Consider the following 18,468-nt stretch of genomic DNA (forward strand, 5'->3'; position numbering starts at 1 on the left):
GACTGTGGCGGGTCGATTTCCTTGCCGGCAGGGGGGTCGGGTAGCTCGCTGGGGTTGAGAAGGACTAATTGCTTGGCCGCTTGCCTCACATCGACCCAGGGCACCCAGGCTCGACGCCAGCCTCGCGCCTTCTTGATCATGTCGAGGGCACGAAACGCAGGGCTCGGATATGCGGAAAAACATTTGAACGCTCCAACCGAATGCGGTTCTCGCCAGCCCTGAGATCGTAGAACCCTTGCGTGCGAAAGCTCTGATTCGTTTCCGACCAGCCGCCCGTCGACTCGTTGAGTGCGTCGGCGCGGACGACTTTGCCGTTGATGACGATCTTGACAGGGCGCGCTTCCAGCGCCGCAAATTCGATGTCGAGTCGATAGCGCCCGGCGGTTGGCGCCGAAAAAACCCATTCGGCTGCGTTTGGTCTTATGCCGTATGGTGACGCGTTGTGTAAAACGTTCTCACCATACTGGCTGGCAAGACCGCCGCCGACCTCAATGTCGCGGCTTCGTTTCAGATTAACCGAACTCGCCGGCAACAGGATCGGCTGGATGTCTGTGGTGCGCTCCACAGGAGATTCAGATATTGCCGGTGCCGGCTTTTTTTCTCCCGTTAGTGTCGCGATACGGTCGCGTGCCAACGGCGCGAACACGCTTTCCGGATAATCTCTCAGAAAACGATGGAACACCGCCGCGCCGTTAGATTCGCGAATTGCATTCCAGACGCCGAGTTCGACCGTGCGTGTGTCAGATGCCGGAGCAGATTGCTGGGATGGGCTTGTCACCGGGACAATTGTCACTGTGCCTTCGATCTTAAACGAGAATCGACCCGTCAGCGATGAAGAGTCCCAAGGCACCTGCTTGCCGTTCGTCTGTCGCATGACGTCATTGCGAACCTCGATCATCAGATCCGAGAGCGACAAGCCGGGTTTTTCCATGTTGGCCAGAAATGCCTGCGTGAACGGGCTGTTCCGGCCGACGCCGTCCAGCGCCACGTTATCGGGCTGTGTTGCGAAGGCGATGAACGTGCCGGACGCAGTTTGAATGCGGCCCAAGCCCCGCCCCAGCGCCGAAGACGATCGCGTGCCGAGCGTTCGCGACAGATCCTTGGCAAACGGATTGTCGCGGCAGGCGTCAAGCAGAACGATGTTGACGCGGCTGCCGCGGGCAAGCTGCTGCATGACCAGCGGAACCGGGATCAGCGCGATATCGAGCTCTGCTTCGTATTCCACCTTGGCGTCGGTCGGCACCAGATAGTTCTGACCGTTCACCTGCAGGCCGTGCCCGGCGTAAAAGAACAGGGCGACGTCCGCGCCTTCCGCGGCGCGACCGAAGGCGGCAAGCGTGTTCAGGAATTCGTTGCGATCGAGATCGAGCCCTGGAATGACGTCGAATTCCATGGCCTTGAGGCGTGAGATCATATCGCCGGCGTCATTGCGCGGATTGAGGAGGCGCGACACGTTCGTGTAGTTCGAATTGCCGACAACGAGCGCAACTCTGCGCTCGGCGACAGCGGGTTGCGCGACCGTCAACGTGATCCAGAAAGCGACGGCGGAGCAAAATTTCGAGTTGAAATGCATGGTCCTGTGACCCCTATCGTCAAAAGACAAGCCCGCTTTCTGCCTTGACGCCTTGATCCAGATTAAAATGATCCGACTCGGACATCAGGGCGCCCAAACAGCACGATTTGCACGATCGCACAGCGCCAAATCGTAATGTCTCATTGGTCGCCCGACGGAATAGCGTCGAAGGGATTTACTGACCGTTGAGAATAGCAGCGCTCTACCGGTGCAGGGAGTCTGCTTTGGACCGACAACTGTGTTGGGCTTGGATTTTCAACGCCCAGCCGTTGGTTGAATCTTGGTTGAATTTTTCAACCAGAGTCAACCAAACGACAACCGGCCTTCGGCTTCCTTTTACCCATAGCCACCCCGTCGGCGACCCACCAAATGTAGGGCCGGGAGGTTGGTTAGGTGCGGCCTTTCAGAGCCAGCGAAGCCCGGGGCCATCTGTCCGATTACCGTGGGCGGGTGTTCATCGAAAGCTCCAGGAGCGCAGCGACGTGCCGGGCAAACCGTCGTTCCAAGGAGGAAATTCAAATTGCTTCTGGCAAATGCAGGCAAAGGGATGGATTGGATGGCGTTTCCCTAGGACTTCGACCCACTGCGCAGATGCATCGGCGTGTCTATGATGACACCCTTCAGACCTGACAGGCCGGGCAGGCGATGTCGGTTCATCGGGGCAAGGCGGACCTTGCGACTGGGAGGGGCAACTTGCGAAATTGACCCGGTAGCGACATTCGGCGCGACAGCTTCCAACCGGAACTAACCATTCTCCAGCGCGAAGGTGAGACCGGCCTTGGCTTGCAGCCGGCTGATGAGCGTCTCTCCCATCGCCGAGGCCGTGGTCCAGAATCCTCCGCCAACCGCCTCATGCGACACCTCGCGGGCCAGACAGATGCCGCTCTCTGCGATCATCTTGGACGTCGAGCCGTAGCCGGGGTCCTTGTCACCCTTGACCGAGACCCTCAGGCTGCGGCCATCGCTGGTCTGGCCGATAAGCAGGATGTCGTAGAATCCGCCGTCGCGGGCCGCCTTAGACGGACCCTGCCCGGGCTTCGGCAGGACAAAACGACGGATCAAGGCGCGGGTCGGCGCAAAGCCGATCAACGCGTTCTGGACCGACTCGCGGCGCGCCAGCGCTTTGGCGCGCTTCTCGCCAGCCGGGCCGGAGCCCGTCATCATCATCTCGTCATACACAAAATCCGGGCCATAGGCATAGTTCAGCAACTGGTTCGAACGATGCACCGCCTTGGTGTTGATCATCGCCATCATGAAGGGTGCAACCCACGAGCCCGCGGTGATGTCCTCGACGACCTCGTTTCCGCTCGGCTGGGTCGCTCCGACAAATCCCGGTGTTAATGCGAAGGGATCGGACAGGGTCTTGCGCATCGCAGGGTCACGTGCGGCGGCTTCGACGGTCGCGAGCAGGCTTGCCGCAGTGCCGCCGGAAAATGTGCCTTTCATTTTCCGCACCCGCCCACGCACCCGCGTCGCGGGCTCCCCGAACCTTGCCCGCGCTTCCTGCTCGAGAAAGAAGACTCCCAGATCGAAAGGAATGGAGTCGAAGCCACACGAAAACACGATGCGCGCGCCGGATGCTTGCGCAGCGTCACCGTATTTACGGATCATCGCCGCCATCCAGGCGGGTTCCCCGCACAGGTCCACATAGTCGGTCCCGGCCGCGACACAGGCAGCAACGAGGCCCTCGCCGTAAAGCTGATAGGGCCCGACCGTCGAAATGATCACCTTGACGCTTTCCGCCATGGTTTTCAGCGAAGCTGGATCGGACGCGTCGGCCGCGATCAGCGGGAAATTCGACGGTCCCCCGATAAGTTCGCGGACCTCAGCGAGTTTCCCAAGGCTACGCCCGGCCATCGCCCACCTGATTTCGCCCGTCGCGCCATACGTCCCGAGCAGATGTTCGGCCACCAGTCGGCCGGTAAAGCCGGTCGCGCCATAGACGATGATGTCGTAGGCGCGCGGGAGCGTTTGTTTGGTATTGGCCAAGATGGTGTCCTTAATCGACGATCCGCTTTAGTGCAGAAATGGACTTCGCTTAAACGTCCGGTCCGATTTCGGCGTCGGGTCGCCCTACATTTGAGCAAACGAATCAGCCTGCCGGTGCTCGCGCACCAAATCTCTAACTACTTGTCAGCGCTAATTTCCAAGCAGCTATTCAGAAAAGTTAGGCGATCTCTCGGGAGGATTTTTTCAGCGTCAGCCTTCTTCGCGCAGGCTTGTTGCTTGAGTTGTTCAGCTCTGCGCTTTTCGGCTGCTTCTCGAAACTCTGGAGCGACTTTGCTCGGGTCGACTAACCTCTGTGCGTGCACAGTTGTAGCGAGGAAAAGGGAAATCAATACGGCACGAAATATCATGATTGAAAATACTCTCATTGGAATTGACCATTGGCGCTCAGCGGTCTACGTGCCCGCGCTCTTTTCCTTAAGGCTGCTCAGCCGCCGCCGCGGGTAGAGGCGTTTTCCGCAGAACCGGCGTTTTGCCGTCATACCTCTCCGCTAGATCCAGTAATCGCTTCTTGGTGAAGGGATCGGCGAAGTTGGCGATCTGTCCGACACGGGCTGCTTACTCCTTAAAATAATTGTCATTCATAATGCACCACTCGAAACAGAACTCGAAAAGGGTAACTTACAGAATGAATTTCCCGGCGCTACTGGAAAAGTTGAACTTCGCTAATTGAACGAAGGTTCTGCTTTGAAGCCCCGGACCCCGGCTTTGCGCTGCGGAGCCAAAGGGCTTTTTTGGGGGGGCTGTTGGTGGCAGGGATCCGAAGGCAAAAGTCACCCATTCGGATCGTGTCGGGTGCGCCAGGTAAGCCAGTGCCGGGACTGTGGCGGACTCCTTCTTACCGATTGGCCGCGCTCGGATCACCACTACAGCCACAGCAGGTTGTAAGAAGCAGCTTTTCTTCGCAATCCGAGTGCTGCCCACATTTACCCCGGCCCCTGTTGAACTTTCGCGAAATCCCCGTGACCCATACCAATGGGCTTGGGGGACCGGAGGTTCCCATGACGAAGCATCGAACGATCACCGGGTTCGTGGCTGTCGCTCTGCTGGCTGCCGCCGCCAGCGTTGCCACGATGAGGTCGCCCTCGACCGACCGCGCTATCCCTGGGGTTGCGTCATTGAAGGTTCTCACGGCTGATGAAAACGGGCTCCAAACTCAGGGACCTGAAAGCGCGCGCCATGCGACCAAGAAGTCTGTCAGATACGAAGCGATAATTGCCAATTGGAAGCGCTACCGTTCGGCAACAAAATCTAACGAATGAACTGAGCAGAGGTCGTAACGCTTCGCTTGGCAGGCTCCCCGCTTCATTCTGATGCGCCGAGGGACATTGGTATCCACGGCTATTGCTTCTTTCAGATCGCAAAGGGGAAGTGAGCTAGGCGGTCGAAACCCGGCAGCCACCTCACTTATCAACGCCAAGATTCTGTCAGACAATCGGAATCACCGATCTGGCTGCACGTCACCAGACCCAGCAGTCGCTCATGGCAATTTCGACATTTTTCGCGACTGTCGCCAATCAAGAAAATTCCCGTAGAACCGACCCGAGGTCAATATTCTGAACCACCAATTAAAGAACCGCCGGGATTGCATGGCCACCTCCCAGAATAATTATTCGCAATGTCTTTAATCTATTCCTGCCACTAGGAGAGTCGAGGGCTTTCCAAGGGCCTGGGTCCACGAGATCGCTTCGGGCCTCCTTTGAAGCCCGGACCAAGGGGCAGGGGCAACGGCCCAGCAAGGAGCTTTTGGGGGCTGTTTTGGGTGGAGCAAGGCCCGAAGGGCCAAGGTCACACGTTCGAATCGTGTCGGGTGCGCCAGAAAAGCACGTGCGGGAGGTGCCGGGACTGTGGCGGGTCGATTTACTCGAATGGGCCGGTGCGGCGGATGGTTCAATTCGCTCGCCGGGTGGCTCCGGCGCGCAAATGAACCCAATTCTAGGTTGCGATCCATAAATCGTTTAGCCGAGGTCTGGCCTTGGTGGGCATTACCGACTCAAGTCGACCGGAAAAGTGCCAAAATGCGGCACTCATTGTGACCACCCTCACTGAGAAATCTTGCGATTCTAGCATTCTTAAATACTCTGCTCGGATTGCGATGAGGGGGTCGAAATGGAGACATTTTGGAAGGGTTGCTTGCTGTTGCTCGTCGCCTACTCGCTTGGCTGCGGCCCGGCATCAGCCGAAAGGCGGGTGGCCCTGGTCATCGGCAACGGCGCTTACGCCCACAAGGCGCGATTGACCAATCCAGAGAACGACGCCGCGGATGTAGCGGCGGCGCTCAAACGAACCGATTTCGAAGTTATCTTAGCGACTAATCTTGGCCAATTGGAAATGCAAGACGCGGCGATCCGTTTCTCGCGCGCGGCAAAAAATGCTGACGTGGCTCTCTTTTATTACAGCGGCCATGCGATGCAATTTGGCGGCGTCAACTACTTGATGCCAATCAACGCCAAGCTGGATGATGAGGCGGACTTAAAGCGTTTTATCCGAGTAGACGATATTATGAATGATTTGCAGCAGGCCAAAAACCTGCGGATATTGGTCTTGGATTCTTGTCGCGACAATCCATTCCCGGAAGCCTTGAAGCGGTCGCTTGGGTCTACCAGAGGCGCCTCAGTTCGGCATGGGCTGTCAAAGATTGACGCTCCTCTTGGCACGATCGTGTCATTTTCGACCCAAGCAGGACAAACAGCTGACGATGGAACCGGCCGCAACAGCCCATACACTGCGGCCTTCGTCAGGCGCATCGAGGAACCGAAGGAAATTGGCGAAGTGTTTCGCGACATCAGCGCCGACGTTTATCAAACCAGCGGCAGATCGCAGCTTCCCGAACTGTCGCTATCGATCATTGGAAAGTTTTACCTGAACGGACCGGTTTCAATCACCGTGACGCCTCCGGCCCAATCCGCACCAACGGACCTCTGCTCGGCGGCTGAGACGCATTGGAAAGCCGCCGACGTCATCGGCACGGCCATGGCCTATGAAGACCACGTCGCAAGATTCCCCACATGCGCGTTCGGTAACCTCGCCAGGGCGCGGATCGACGGCTTGAAGCAGAAAGCAGCACTCGCAACCCCCGTGCCATCCGGCTCAAAGACCGCAACAGGCAAATTTGATGGAGAGTGGGATGTGAGAATCCTCTGCCCAGAGACGGGGAATGTCGGCCCCTACTCAAAATACATGACGGCTGCCGTCAAGGGCAGCATGTTTCACGCTGAGGACTCAACACGCGGAACACCCGGCTGGCTCGCTATTGACGGAAAGATCGGAGCGGATGGTAAGGCCACCTTGGTTGCGAAGGGTCTTACGGGAAACCCTGCGGCTACTCTTGGTAACGCCAAGGCTGGTTCACCCTACGGTTATACGGTCACTGCGCTGTTTGATGAATCGTCGGGCACCGGAAAGCGGAATGAAAAACGGCCGTGCAATGTGAGCTTCGCCAAGCGATAGGACGAGTGACGCAGACCACGGATCGCTCGTTCTGAAACACGCGGATGCGCCGTGCGCCGAAAATGTGCGATCAGCTAGTGGCAGCAACGAGGCCTGACTTGCGTCCCGAAGGCAAAGGTCACACGTTCGAATCGTGTCGGGTGCGCCAAAAAAGCACCTGCCGGGGATGCCGGGACTGTGGCGGGCCCAGCCCTTATTGCGAAGGCTAGACCCAAACGAGCATCGGAAGCGGGGGGCGTGCCGGAGAGTAAGCCGTAGCGCGATGGTCTGGGCTTCCCGCTGCTGCAACTTCCCATGAATGAGGACTTTTTGGGCGATACGCTCATTTTCCCTTCACGCTCAACCCATGCAGCCCCCGGGCTGATCTGCGTGGCTTAGACGGAATCAACGCTTTTAACGCAGCCTCGCCAGTTGTGGTGATGCGATACGTCCAGCCAAATGTAGTGTCCCGTTTTCGTTGCAGCCAGCCTTTCGAGAGCATTCCGGAAATCGTCGATGGCCCAGCTGGATAAAGTTTCGCGGCTGGCAGCCAGCCTTGCTCGACCAAAGATTGGAGGGCACTACGCTCGCGGTAAACAGGAATATGACTTGGACGCCCGGGCATTATTTGCTCTTCGCCTTCAGCCCGCCCACCCGGCTCAGCAGATAGCCGGTGATTGCTCCGGCGGCAGCGCCGGCCGATTTGACCACCACATCTCGAAGGCTCGGATGCCGCCCCAGTGCAAAAAACTGCAACGGTTCAAACACGGCCGCGCCGCAAGCAAGGGCAAATATGACGGCCCAAAGCCGTGCAGGGTAGGCCAAAACAAACAAGCCGCCCACAATTGCCATGACGAAAAATCGTTCGGTGTTTGGCGAATAAGGAGTCGTCGGCCGAAGTCCTATCGGGAGGACCGTAACAATTGCAATTGCTGTGATCGCGAGCCAAGCAGCAAATTTCAACCAGATCTGAACGGACGGGCTCATTTAGTCTTCGCCTTCAGCCCTAATTCAACAAGGCGGCGAGTCGGCTCCAAGGGGCGGGGCAGATCGAGTTGCTGCGGCAGTCGCCTTTTAGTTTTTCGGTCCCTCAGTTCGCTGGTGGTAAAAAGGAGGGGCACGTCCGCAGCCGGTGGTGGCAGCAGTTCCGCCGCTGTTTTCGAAGTGTCCGCAGGCATCGCGGACTCGATCGAAGAACCGTCAATTTGGAAGCCGGGATTTAGGTAATAACGCCGCCTTCGCCTCGTCATTTGTTAGTCCCAATTCCTTCCAGCTCAACCAGATACGCAAATAGGATGTCGTCGGACGCTTCCCGTATACCAGGCGACGTCTGCCGCAAGGATAGCCGCAAGACGCCGCTGCCCGCGTTCACCGGTCAAGAAGCCCTCAAAATCCGTTGTCCGCCGCATCGATTACAGCACGATGATTAGTTCCAAGGCTAGACCGGAATTCCTTCGGCGACACAGGCGGCAAGGGACAGGTCCGGGGTCCTATTGTCTAGGACATCAAGAGAAGCATTGATGAATTGGCCGGGCAGGGGCAACGGCCCAGCAAGGAGCTTTTGGGGGCGGGGGAGGGCCCTCAGGCAAAGGTCAAACGTTCGGATCAGTCGGGTGCGCCAGAAAAGCATGTGCCGAGGGTGCCGGGACTGTGGCGCAGGCCCGGACTGCGCAAAACCACGGTTTGTTGCGCGCAGGACTTACGCTGGTCCTGGAGTTGAAACTCCAGCTCCTCAATCATCTGTTCCAGCCACTCTCTCGTGAGAGGATGTGGAGTCCAGGGCTAACCGGCGGGTGAATAAAACCGAAAGGGATTTGCGCTTCAGCTCAATCTGGGCCGAATGCAAGAAATATTCTGAAGCCCTCGTAAATCGAAGAGATCTCCTTCAAGAAGCTCGGCTTGAGCTTCGGTCTTCTCGAAAAGCTCATGCAAAGTTCGGCGTTCCCGCTCGTCGCGAGCGTAAGCAGTCATTCTCAGATAAACGTCCGCTCTCTGTCTAAAAACTCTCGCGGCTTCCTGGGGATCCATGGTCGAATGTTAACAGGAGTGGGTTACGGAAGCGTTTCGGTTGCGGACGGTCACCGGACGTCGCGCGCGACACCGCATTCGGCCGTAAACGGCCCGTCGGAGTAGGCCAGGAAGCTGGCAAAATGGGACATGAAAGTCCCCCACGGGGGAGCCGCTAGTGAAAAGTGCGATCGGCCTCTGCTTGTTGCTGGAAAGCCGCTGCGTCAAGACTAGGCCGCCGCGACCACTTCGCCTTCAATGTCGTTTTCTGTGACCGTTTTATTGCGGCCGGATCGTTTAGCTCGATACAGCGCGCGATCGCAACGCTCAATCATGGCCTCCGCGGACTCGGCCAGCTTGAATTGCGCGACTCCGATTGAGACGGTGACGCTTGATATCTCCAGGCCAGTCGTGCGTCGGGTCAGTCGTGCGTCAGAGATGCGCCCGCGAATGCGCTCGGCAACTCCTGCGCAAACGTCCAAATCGGCACCAGGGAGCACAGCAAACAATTCTTCGCCGCCATAGCGAGCCGCAAGATCCTGATCGCGAACATTCTCTTGCAGAACCTTGGCCACCAACCGAAGCACCTGATCTCCCACCTGATGCCCGAAGGTGTCGTTAAAGTCCTTGAAATGATCGATGTCGATCAACAGAACGCTGAGCGGCTCTCCCTTCTCCATCGCAACGATTTGCGCTGAACGAAGAAACTCATCCAACGAGCGGCGGTTGGCTAGTCCCGTAAGCGCATCGGTGTTGGACCGCTGTTCGGCCTCTTTGAGCGAGTTGCGGATCCTGTCGAGTTCCTGCGTCGATGCTTCAAAGTTTAATTCCAAGGCGGTTGCCCGTGCCGTCGCGTTGGACAGTTCGGTCACCAGCCTTTCAATAATAGCCTGTGGATCGCCGCTCGCCTGAGCCTCTGACGAGACTTCGCCGAGCGCCTCGATCTGCGTGCGATTGTCGGCAATTGCTGTCGTAAGGAATTGCGTGGCGTTGGTTATCACGCCGCGCAGTCGTTCGGGGAAGTCGCCTTTAACAGCAAGACCGTATTGCGGATTGACGTAGGTCACATAGAGTTCGTAATTGATCGCTGCGTCAAATTTCCGTTTGTTACCGATTAAAATGTCGATGGTTTTTCTAAGCGCCGGTGAGGTGCCCATGGCATATTCGAACCACACCGAGAAATTACTCGGAGTAGCCGGGACCGACTGTTGTGACATCAATCGGATGGCGCGGTCGGCGACTGTCGTTGCATATTCCATGTCCATGTCGCCGATGACGAAGTCAGCCATGATCTCGATCCAGCGATTTTGTAAGCTGAGGAATATTCAACTCTGATAGCTATATTTTGACATGCCAGAATTGATCTTTCATTAACGTCTGGGTCACGACCTAAGCCCCCGGCGTCGGGGGAACTTTGGGAGTCCTTGGCAGTGCTATGGATAACATTTCCCACAGATTGATTTATATCTATCTCACAATCTGTTCGTGTGTATAATGGGCACATGAACACTCTGAGCCATACATTCCGATTACGAGCTATCGAGAACGAGCAGCGAGCCTCTTTCGCGTCCGGTCCGATCATCAAAGCGGAATGGGAGGCGCTAGCGATTGAATGGCACGCTCTCGCCAACGCGGTCTCTCAGTCTTCGGGTGAAGATGATCAAATCGAGGTTGTGTAATCCGCCTAAGTTGGTGACCTCTCTCTCAGACGAAGGTCACACGTTCGTATCGTGTCGGGTGCGCCGGAAAGACGTGCGCCGGGAGTGCCAGGGCTGTGGCGGGTCAGTTCTTCCGCCGGGGGCATTTGGGGCGAACTTACGAGCCTTCATAAGCCCTTCGTAACAGGGGTTGGGCCCTAGCAAAGTCGTCCATGTTTTTGAGCGAAAGTTCAAGATTACCAGTGCCGAAATGCCCTATTCGGGTGACATCGCGGGAGAAGCCCTCTTCAAGCTCGATGGAGGTCGGATCAAGGCGCAAATAGAGTGTGACGACCCTCACTTGGGGATAGATTTCCGCGCAGGTGAAATTCTTCAGCCGCTTAAATGCGATGTAATTCTTGAGCTGCTTGACCTGAACGTCATCTCCCAATCCGATCAAGTATTGCCTGACAGCCTCAAATAGGTCGCGGAGTTCGGCATCAGCACGCGCCAATTTATAGTCAATTCGAGAACTTAGATAGGGATCGTCATGCCCTTCTTCGGCCGGCGGTGATCTTGGCGCAGGTTCCGATGGTGATGAAGTGGTGGTCGTGGGACGGGAAGATTGCTTCGGCGCATGGACAAGTTCGAGCATCAAAAGTTCGCTGTCAAAGCGCCGATACCGTATCAATTCGATGTTGCGGGCGATCTGCTTTACAGCATGTTGGTCATACCGTGTGAAATCACCGGCGATGCAAATCAATCGTGGTGCGCTCCAGTCGACGTTACCTGCTATCTCAGCTCCCAACTTCTCCATGACTAGCCACTGAAATTCCTTGCGATGATCCAGCAGCCAGTCGAGATAGAACAGGCCTTGATTGATCACGTTCTCATTCACGGCTCGCTTGAATTCGAGAATAACCGGGCAGTCGTCTTCGTCGAGCCCGAGCGTATCGATTCGGCCACCGTGCACCGGCCCAGTTGAATGCTCGCTCGCCAAGAAACGTATTCCGAGCAAGGGTTCAAGATTAGCCTCAAACAGGAGCTGCAGAGACCTCTCGACCTGCAACGCATCACCGGGAAGCTCGCGAACCTGATTGCTATCGATTTTGAAGAGCTTGACGTCACTCATGGAGGCACTCTCACTTGTCTACGTCACTCGATTGATCCCGTCGAGCGTGCGCAACTTCTTGTGCTCAGCTTATCTGAAACAGTGTTCGTTGTGCCAGGCAAGGGCGTCGGGATCGGGATGATGGACGGCGTGAGTTGGAGGCACGATCTTGCTACCATGAAGCTCGTAGTAATGGCGGCCGTTTTCGAATTCCTCGCGTATACGATTGCTGACCTCAAAGCGCAGGTCGGGTGTTACCGTGACGTAGCCGGCATCAAACAGGCTGTGAATGTCACGCCTTAACAGAAGGCCATTGCTCGCTTCGTGACCGCCGCCATCGCCATAAGGGCGAATGTGGGCTGCCTCGAGCGCCGGAAGCGTTCGTTCGTGCGTTATGACGCAGCGGCGCTGATATACGTCCGTGACCAAGACTCGAAACGCACCCTGTCCTAAACGTGGCATGATCAGGTGGGGCTCTCCAAATCGGGCTTCGCCTTCACTCATACCAAAGAGCCGCAACCGCTCTAGGCGGCTATTGACTGCATCCCACAGGGCCAGACCGTCAGCATCACTGGTATTGTATGTTTTGAATGATACGATGTTAGGAGACCAACTCGACGGAACGGATATCCAATCGCGCTCCTGAAGAAAGAATGGCTGTGTAAGAATGCGGCAACCAATCTCGAAGTCGCTCCGATCGTTCGGATCGGCTCTGCGATAGCGGGCAATCCGAGCTCGCATTTCCTTCGATGAACCCGCCCCGTTTGCATCTCTGAATGCCTCCCATGCAAGAGAGCACGGCAAAGAGTTGGCATAGGCGAAAATTCCCCCTCCCACGATCACATTGCGTGGTGCGTGCAGCTTGAACAGGAACATCTCGCCGGGCCGGAGTGCGCGGAAATTCGCCGCCGACGGTGCCCAGAAATTGACTTCGCTCAGGTTAGGCTGGGTGCGCAGTCTCTCGAACCAGTCTCCATCGGTGACGGCGACCACGAGATTGACACCCATAGTCAACCCACCGCCTTCTTGCGGATGAACAGCGGTGATAGGCAACGAGCGCCCTTCGAGCAACAAGGGACGTAGTCACGTGCCTTAATGAGGCTATTTGCTGTTTTTGCGCGCCGGCGTGCCATCCCGCTGCCCAGGCCGTTCAAAGTGCTTCGTGTGGTCGACACGATCGAGGCTCACTCTATGGTCGTCAGGCCGTCGCAAGCAATGGAATTCGAGCGGTTCGAGTTGACTGTCGCATTCTACCTGTTATTCGCGAAGAGTCGGAAGAGCATAGCAACAAGCGGTCATCCCCTGTCTCAGTAAGGCGCATCGTCACCGATGGAACTGATCCTGCACCACTACGATTTCTCGAACTATGCCGAGAAGGCGCGGCTCGCTTTGGGATACAAGGGTCTTGCCTGGCGCGGCGTCATCATCCCGCCGGTCGCTCCGAAGCCCGACCTGACGCCTTTGACCGGCGGCTATCGCCGGACACCGGTCCTACAGATTGGCGCCGACATTTTCTGCGACACGCGGCTGATTTTGCGCGAACTTGAGCGGCGAAAGCCTCAGCCCTCGCTTTACCCGGCCGGCTCGACCGCACTCGCCGACATGATCGCCTATTGGGCCGAGCATCAGTTCTTCCGTCCAATGTCGCTTTACGTCTCTGGCGTCAACTTGGACCTGCTCCCTCCGGACCTCCAGGCCGATCGCTCTCGCATGCGCGACCTGCCGCTTCCGAGTGCTAAGACCGTGCAGCGCGCGGCCACGCGAAATGCGCCGTTTGTCCGGGCGCAGCTTCCATTTATCGAGGCGCTTCTCTCCGGAGGCCATGCCTGGATCGCCGGGCCGCAAGTCACTGTGGCCGATTTCGCCGTATACCACCCGCTCTGGTTTATGACGGCGCGCAGCCAACGCCTGGCCCACGAGCTTGCCCCTTACCCGCGCATTGCCGACTGGATGGAGCGCATGCGCGCCTTTGGTCATGGGACCTCGTCTCCGATGAGCGCCGAGGAAGCCTTGGACGTCGCCGCCTCAGCGCAACCGCAAACACCACGGGCATCAAACCCGTTCGACGAGGATCCGCCGCTTAGTCGCCACGTGCGCATCCGGGCCGATGACTATGGCCGAGACCCTGTCGAGGGTGAGCTGGTCCTGGTCGACGCCGACGAAATCGCCTTGCGCCGGAGCGATCCGAGGCTCGGCGACATCGTCGTGCACTTTCCGCGCCTCGGTTACGATTTGCGGCAGATGTGACGGCGGCCCGAGCGCGACATTGCCGCCTGAACGATCGAGGGCAGCAAGCAACTTTGATTCAAGAAGGACATCCGAGACGCACAATTGATTCAAGAATCAACCGCGACTGATGCGATTGTTGCTCGGATCGAGTTCGGCGTCACTGAAAGAATGCGCCCCGTCCGGAGACGGATTGCGCTGCGCCAAGGATCGGAAGACCGATCTGGACGCCCACTGCGAAGACGAACGTCGCAAACGATCGTCCAGACAGGGACCAAACGATTTCCCACTAAACGTGTTCTCGCCCGCTCTGCGCCGGGCGTCTCGACAAATCGGTAGCTATTTGGCTCTTTTCGGTCAGCGGTAGGAGTCTCGGTTTTGTCGTTTTGGGCGTCTCAGCGAGCCGTGCGGATACATATCGGATGCAGCCGCTGTTGAGTTTTTGGAATTCTGGCTCTCTCGGCCGGTCTCTCTTCGGAATAGTCGTCGTGGTGCCCTTAACGGTCACCCTGGTTTGGGAGTTATCGTCCGGAGGTTGTGCGTTTTCGGGCTGCTTTCTCAGGTCTTCTGCTCGGGCCCCAGCTGCTTTAGTTTCTATCCGAAAATTTTTCCGGGGCGCTATTATGAAACAAACATGAAACTTAATTCCTATTGCAATAGATTTTAAACAGAGATTTCGATTTCATAACCTCAATCGAATCCCGTTCCGTTGTTTCTGTTTTGGCTGCGGAACTTGTCAAAAATGAAATCGGAAGGTGCGTGTGTGAAATCGAGTGACTCATCTTAAGATTGTGTGGGGTGCAGGAGAGCACCGCGGGTCCAGGTGCGGCCAACCTCGCACATGCTAATGGCCGAAATCGGCTCGCCGCATGGGGTAACTATAGCGTTTGCCGAACTCCGGCGGACGAATTTTCAAATTTGTAACGTTCATGAACAGTGAAGCCACCAGAAGGCCGCTGGTGCCTCGGACGGGCCGCCTGCTCTATGGTAGCGGACGGGTTTGAATCGCGCACAGGTGACTCGCGCTGTGGATCCGTGCAGTGCTTGAAGCGGTAAAGTAGAGTGGCGCACAGGCGCGGCGCGCGGCGCGAAAAATCGGAGCGGGTGGCAGCGGCCTCTGCGCCGGCGGCGCGCATGGCCGAAAGGGTTACCTTCTCGGGATCGAGCGCCGCAGGCGCGAGCATCCCGCAGGCATCCTTCCTACTCGTCACCGGGGCGTGAGCCGGCGGAGCCGGCGATCGACTGGAGGGCATCAATCCTTCAATCGATTGGATTCCTATCTCCGGGAAGAAATCTTCGAAGCCGGGAGCGCAGCGACCGGCCGAGCGCTCTTGCGCGAGGCTCTTGCTTGGAGCGAAGCGACCGAGCGTAGCGAGGGAGACCGCGAGTTTGGGCGTCAAACGTGTCCGAGTCCTTCTCGCACTTAAAGTAACCTCCAAGAGTCTAAGTAGTATTATACATTGGCGAAAAACACGGTCAGGTTGGATCGGTGGGTTTTTGACTGTCTTGCTTCAATAACAAGGGCTTATGCAGTTTGCCGTCCCGGACGAAATTCCACAGATTTGCCGGTCACGACCGTCCGGGACGTGCAACTTTCGTCCGGGACAAACCCGGTCGAATCGTCCGGGACAAGACAGCGATCATGACGTGCGCCAGCGATACCAGGGGGCGCCCTTAGCTTCTAGCTTTCTGACGATGTCGCGCAGACGACCTGCTTGCTGTTTTGACTTCGTGGTCCCCGCCACGACTGACCAGATTGTGGCAATCTCGGTTAGTGAAGCCTTGGGACCATGCTGGTCCAGAGCGACGGAAAGGACTTCTTCCCGGAACTTCGCCAACTCGCGCTCTCGATTAACCAGCTTGAGCAGGAAGCGGTCTCCGCCATGGTTTGCGGTCGCCCGTTCCAGCGCCGTGGTCAGCCGGTCTGTTGCCTGGCTGGCGCGCTCCTTGCGCTTGCGGACCACGTCCCGTTCACGCCGCGCCAACTCCTTTGCTTCCCGTTTGCGCGCATCAAAACGCGCTCTAGCTTGGTCGAGGAGATTGCACCACTTGGCAAGTTGCTCCTTGCGGCGGAGTTCGCGCTTGGCCGCGTAGTCGCGAAGCATTTCGGCCTGCTTGTGTAGGGAGGCCAATTTGTCCGGGTCGGTGACGGTCGGGCAGCCATCAAACTTTGACGTCGTTGTGGGCTCTACGTAGACCACTGCCGACTTTCGATACCGATCATCCAGCGCGAGAATAGCATTCACATCGTCATCCGTCAGTATGTCGATCCCGGTCGGATGATCCGGCACGAACGCGGCTAGGTCCGCTTGCTGGAGTGCTTTAAGATCTGGTTCCGGCTGTGGTTCGGCCTGCGCTTTGGATGCTTGCGCCGTTGCGGGTGTTTCGTCGGTGCCGGCAGGCAGCGCCGATCGTTGATCACGCGAATTGTCGTCTCGCTCGCTAGCAATGTTGTCGAGATCGTCCGAGGTCAGGCGCCGGTCGGCGTCCTCAACTATGGACGCGGCTAGGTCCTTTGGTTCTGGTCCCGGAAGTTCTGGATTTTGACGGTAAGGCAAACCTGGTGCGGGCTGCGGTTCCGCCGCCTCAGCCGAACCGTCATCCAGCGAGGCCAACAGAGCGCGGTCCGCCTGGCTGAGTTCGCATTCAGGCACTTCGCCGATGATGAAGGAGAGATCGTCAAGGTCGTCATCGGCCGGCGCTTGGTGTGGGTCAGTCGGGGGCAAATTCAGTAGCCCTTCGTGTTTCTTTGAGCGGGGCGTCGGCTCCGGGGCTGCCGTTGCGCCATGGGATCCCACCATTGCGGCCGTATCGTCCTCACCGAGGGCTTCGATGATCTCCTCATTGGTCGCTTCGCCAGGGGCGTCGAGAACCCGATTGTTTAGAAAAGAAAAATCGTCGTCGTCATCGATTCTCTTGGGAACACAGCTCGGGTTGCCATCATGGTCGGGCTGTTCGGACATTGACTTTTCCAAAGGGTTCTACTGGACCGGTCTCAGCGCGGGCTTGAGACCGCGGCATGAATATAGCGATCAGCCTGTAGGACATGCCGTAGAATCTGTAGTGTTGGCGGGCACCGCCTCGTTTTTGACGCAGTTACTTACAAAAGTCGTAATTCGGCCGCGAGTGTGTTCGCTGCTGCCATTATTTTGCCATCAACGAGAAAGGTTGCCGGAAGCAAGCCACTGCTTTTGAGGTTTCGCGCCTGGAGCAGAAGCAGAAGACAGCTGGTCAGCTTGGCTATTGGCCAAGGCTAGTGAAATCTTTTGCTGCGGCCCCAAAAGGCAAGGGATTGGTGCACCCCGAGAATTCCTAGGACTTCCACTACTTGGCATCTCGGCTTTAAGCAACGCTTAGACGACGAGCGGCTACCCCAGTCGAGCAACAAGATCGACCGCCTTCAGATGCGTGTATCGCATCAGCATACGTAGCTCTTTATGTCCCGAGATCGCGGAAACCTCTGCGATGTTGAGACCCTTTTCGAACAGGCGGCTGACGCCCTCGTGTCTGAGATCGTGGAAACGGAAATCTTCCATCTGAGCACGGACGCGAAGATGCTCGAAGGCGAGGCGAATCGAGTTGCCCGAAACCGGGAAAACACGATCGGCGTCTCGATCCTTCTCAGCCATCAAGCCCTTGAGGATTGCCACGGCCCGACGTGACAGTGGAATGTCACGGGAGTCGCCGTTTTTAGTCAGGGGTAAGTGTGCAACGCACCGAACCAAGTCGACGTGCTGCCACTGCAAGTCGAGCATCTCGCCTCGGCGCATGGCGGTCTCGATGGCGAGGATGATCAGGGGCTTCATCAGGGGGGTGCGTCCACTGTCACATGCCGCGAGCAGTCGGGCTTCCTCGCCAGCCTTTAGGCGCCGGGTGCGACCTCGGGGGACTTGGGGGCGTCGAACCAGCTTGACTGGGTTGCGGGGCAACCAGAGCCCCCACTCGCGGGTCGCAATTTCAATGCAGTGGGACACGGTGTTGAGCTCACGGACAACTGTGGCTGGGGCGACACTCTTCAATCGTTCGTCACGATAAGTCGCGACATCAGCGCTGGTCAGCTTGGCAAGCGTCCGGTGGCTGATGGGGCAGCGCAATATAGAGTTGATCCGCGACGCCTCGGACACTGCCCCACGCTTGCCAGGTGTCACCTCAGCACAGTAGCGCGTCAGGAGCTCTCGGAGCGTCGTTTTCTCAGCAAGTCGTGTGTCAGCGACCCAGCCAGACCGGTTAGCTTCTGCTTCGAGGTCCTGCGCCCAGCGTTGAGCCTCAGCTTTCGAGTTGAATGACTTGGCTCGCGGGGCGACGCCCCGACGACGGACCTGTGCCTGCCAGCGACCTCGAAGTTTTCTGATGGTCGCCATTGCCTGCTGCTCAAATCACTCTTGCTTACTGAGTGAAGGACGCCAGCCAGACGGTGCCAAGGACTATCCCTGTTGGCCCGCAACTAAACCATTGTGCCGCTGATGTGCCGCGTTCGG

General features: G+C 57.5%; 11 protein-coding genes. 3 read left to right on the forward strand and 8 right to left on the reverse strand.

Annotated elements, in window-relative coordinates:
• Positions 1-136: 136 nt before the first annotated feature.
• Positions 137-1,573 (reverse strand): caspase family protein, encoded by a 1,437-nt coding sequence (locus Q7T45_RS16215; protein WP_304871955.1) that lies wholly within the window; start codon positions 1,571-1,573, stop codon positions 137-139.
• A gap of 744 nt (positions 1,574-2,317) precedes the next feature.
• Complete coding sequence (locus tag Q7T45_RS16220) at positions 2,318-3,562, reverse strand: trans-acting enoyl reductase family protein (protein ID WP_304871956.1); 1,245 nt, start codon at positions 3,560-3,562, stop codon at positions 2,318-2,320.
• A gap of 1,019 nt (positions 3,563-4,581) precedes the next feature.
• Between Q7T45_RS16220 and Q7T45_RS16230 the strand changes: the two genes are divergently transcribed.
• Together Q7T45_RS16230 and Q7T45_RS16235 are read left to right on the forward strand one after the other, a co-directional pair.
• Complete coding sequence (locus Q7T45_RS16230) at positions 4,582-4,842, forward strand: hypothetical protein (protein ID WP_304871958.1); 261 nt, start codon at positions 4,582-4,584, stop codon at positions 4,840-4,842.
• An 847-nt stretch (positions 4,843-5,689) separates the two neighbouring features.
• Positions 5,690-7,030, forward strand: a complete 1,341-nt coding sequence (locus Q7T45_RS16235) for a caspase family protein (RefSeq protein ID WP_304871959.1) — start codon at positions 5,690-5,692, stop codon at positions 7,028-7,030.
• Positions 7,031-7,633: 603 nt separating this feature from the next.
• Here Q7T45_RS16235 and Q7T45_RS16240 read toward each other — a convergent pair.
• The 4 genes from Q7T45_RS16240 to Q7T45_RS16255 form a co-directional block, all read right to left on the reverse strand.
• Positions 7,634-7,996: a hypothetical protein gene (locus Q7T45_RS16240; RefSeq protein WP_304871960.1), complete on the reverse strand. Its 363-nt coding sequence runs from the start codon at positions 7,994-7,996 to the stop codon at positions 7,634-7,636.
• 1,250 nt (positions 7,997-9,246) lie between these two features.
• The gene (locus tag Q7T45_RS16245; protein ID WP_304872051.1) at positions 9,247-10,233 is read right to left on the reverse strand and encodes a GGDEF domain-containing protein; all 987 of its coding nucleotides are present in this window, start codon (positions 10,231-10,233) and stop codon (positions 9,247-9,249) included.
• 598 nt (positions 10,234-10,831) lie between these two features.
• Entirely contained in the window at positions 10,832-11,785 is a 954-nt protein-coding gene (locus Q7T45_RS16250; RefSeq protein WP_304871961.1) for a DUF5655 domain-containing protein, read from the reverse strand.
• Positions 11,786-11,854: 69 nt separating this feature from the next.
• The gene (locus Q7T45_RS16255) at positions 11,855-12,817 is read right to left on the reverse strand and encodes an HNH endonuclease (protein WP_304871962.1); all 963 of its coding nucleotides are present in this window, start codon (positions 12,815-12,817) and stop codon (positions 11,855-11,857) included.
• Between the two features lie 276 nt (positions 12,818-13,093).
• Here Q7T45_RS16255 and Q7T45_RS16260 point away from each other — a divergent pair, with 276 nt between their 5' ends.
• Positions 13,094-14,011 (forward strand): glutathione S-transferase family protein, encoded by a 918-nt coding sequence (locus Q7T45_RS16260; protein WP_304871963.1) that lies wholly within the window; start codon positions 13,094-13,096, stop codon positions 14,009-14,011.
• Between the two features lie 1,619 nt (positions 14,012-15,630).
• Here Q7T45_RS16260 and Q7T45_RS16265 read toward each other — a convergent pair.
• Together Q7T45_RS16265 and Q7T45_RS16270 are read right to left on the reverse strand one after the other, a co-directional pair.
• Positions 15,631-16,953 (reverse strand): hypothetical protein, encoded by a 1,323-nt coding sequence (locus Q7T45_RS16265; RefSeq protein WP_304871964.1) that lies wholly within the window; start codon positions 16,951-16,953, stop codon positions 15,631-15,633.
• A gap of 405 nt (positions 16,954-17,358) precedes the next feature.
• Positions 17,359-18,351 (reverse strand): site-specific integrase, encoded by a 993-nt coding sequence (locus Q7T45_RS16270; RefSeq protein ID WP_304871965.1) that lies wholly within the window; start codon positions 18,349-18,351, stop codon positions 17,359-17,361.
• Positions 18,352-18,468: the final 117 nt, after the last annotated feature.

The sequence above is a fragment of the Bradyrhizobium sp. genome, assembly GCF_030646015.1.
Taxonomy (GTDB): Bacteria; Pseudomonadota; Alphaproteobacteria; order Rhizobiales; family Xanthobacteraceae; genus Bradyrhizobium.

Bases quoted from the DNA above. Each gene is read 5' to 3' on its own strand.
- Q7T45_RS16250 (WP_304871961.1), bottom strand. From the start codon at position 11,785: ATGAGTGACGTCAAGCTCTTCAAAATCGATAGCAATCAGGTTCGCGAG.
- Q7T45_RS16240 (WP_304871960.1), bottom strand. From the start codon at position 7,996: ATGAGCCCGTCCGTTCAGATCTGGTTGAAATTTGCTGCTTGGCTCGCG.
- Q7T45_RS16265 (WP_304871964.1), bottom strand. From the start codon at position 16,953: ATGTCCGAACAGCCCGACCATGATGGCAACCCGAGCTGTGTTCCCAAG.
- Q7T45_RS16215 (WP_304871955.1), bottom strand. From the start codon at position 1,573: ATGCATTTCAACTCGAAATTTTGCTCCGCCGTCGCTTTCTGGATCACG.
- Q7T45_RS16260 (WP_304871963.1), top strand. From the start codon at position 13,094: ATGGAACTGATCCTGCACCACTACGATTTCTCGAACTATGCCGAGAAG.
- Q7T45_RS16270 (WP_304871965.1), bottom strand. From the start codon at position 18,351: ATGGCGACCATCAGAAAACTTCGAGGTCGCTGGCAGGCACAGGTCCGT.
- Q7T45_RS16235 (WP_304871959.1), top strand. From the start codon at position 5,690: ATGGAGACATTTTGGAAGGGTTGCTTGCTGTTGCTCGTCGCCTACTCG.
- Q7T45_RS16245 (WP_304872051.1), bottom strand. From the start codon at position 10,233: ATGTCACAACAGTCGGTCCCGGCTACTCCGAGTAATTTCTCGGTGTGG.
- Q7T45_RS16230 (WP_304871958.1), top strand. From the start codon at position 4,582: ATGACGAAGCATCGAACGATCACCGGGTTCGTGGCTGTCGCTCTGCTG.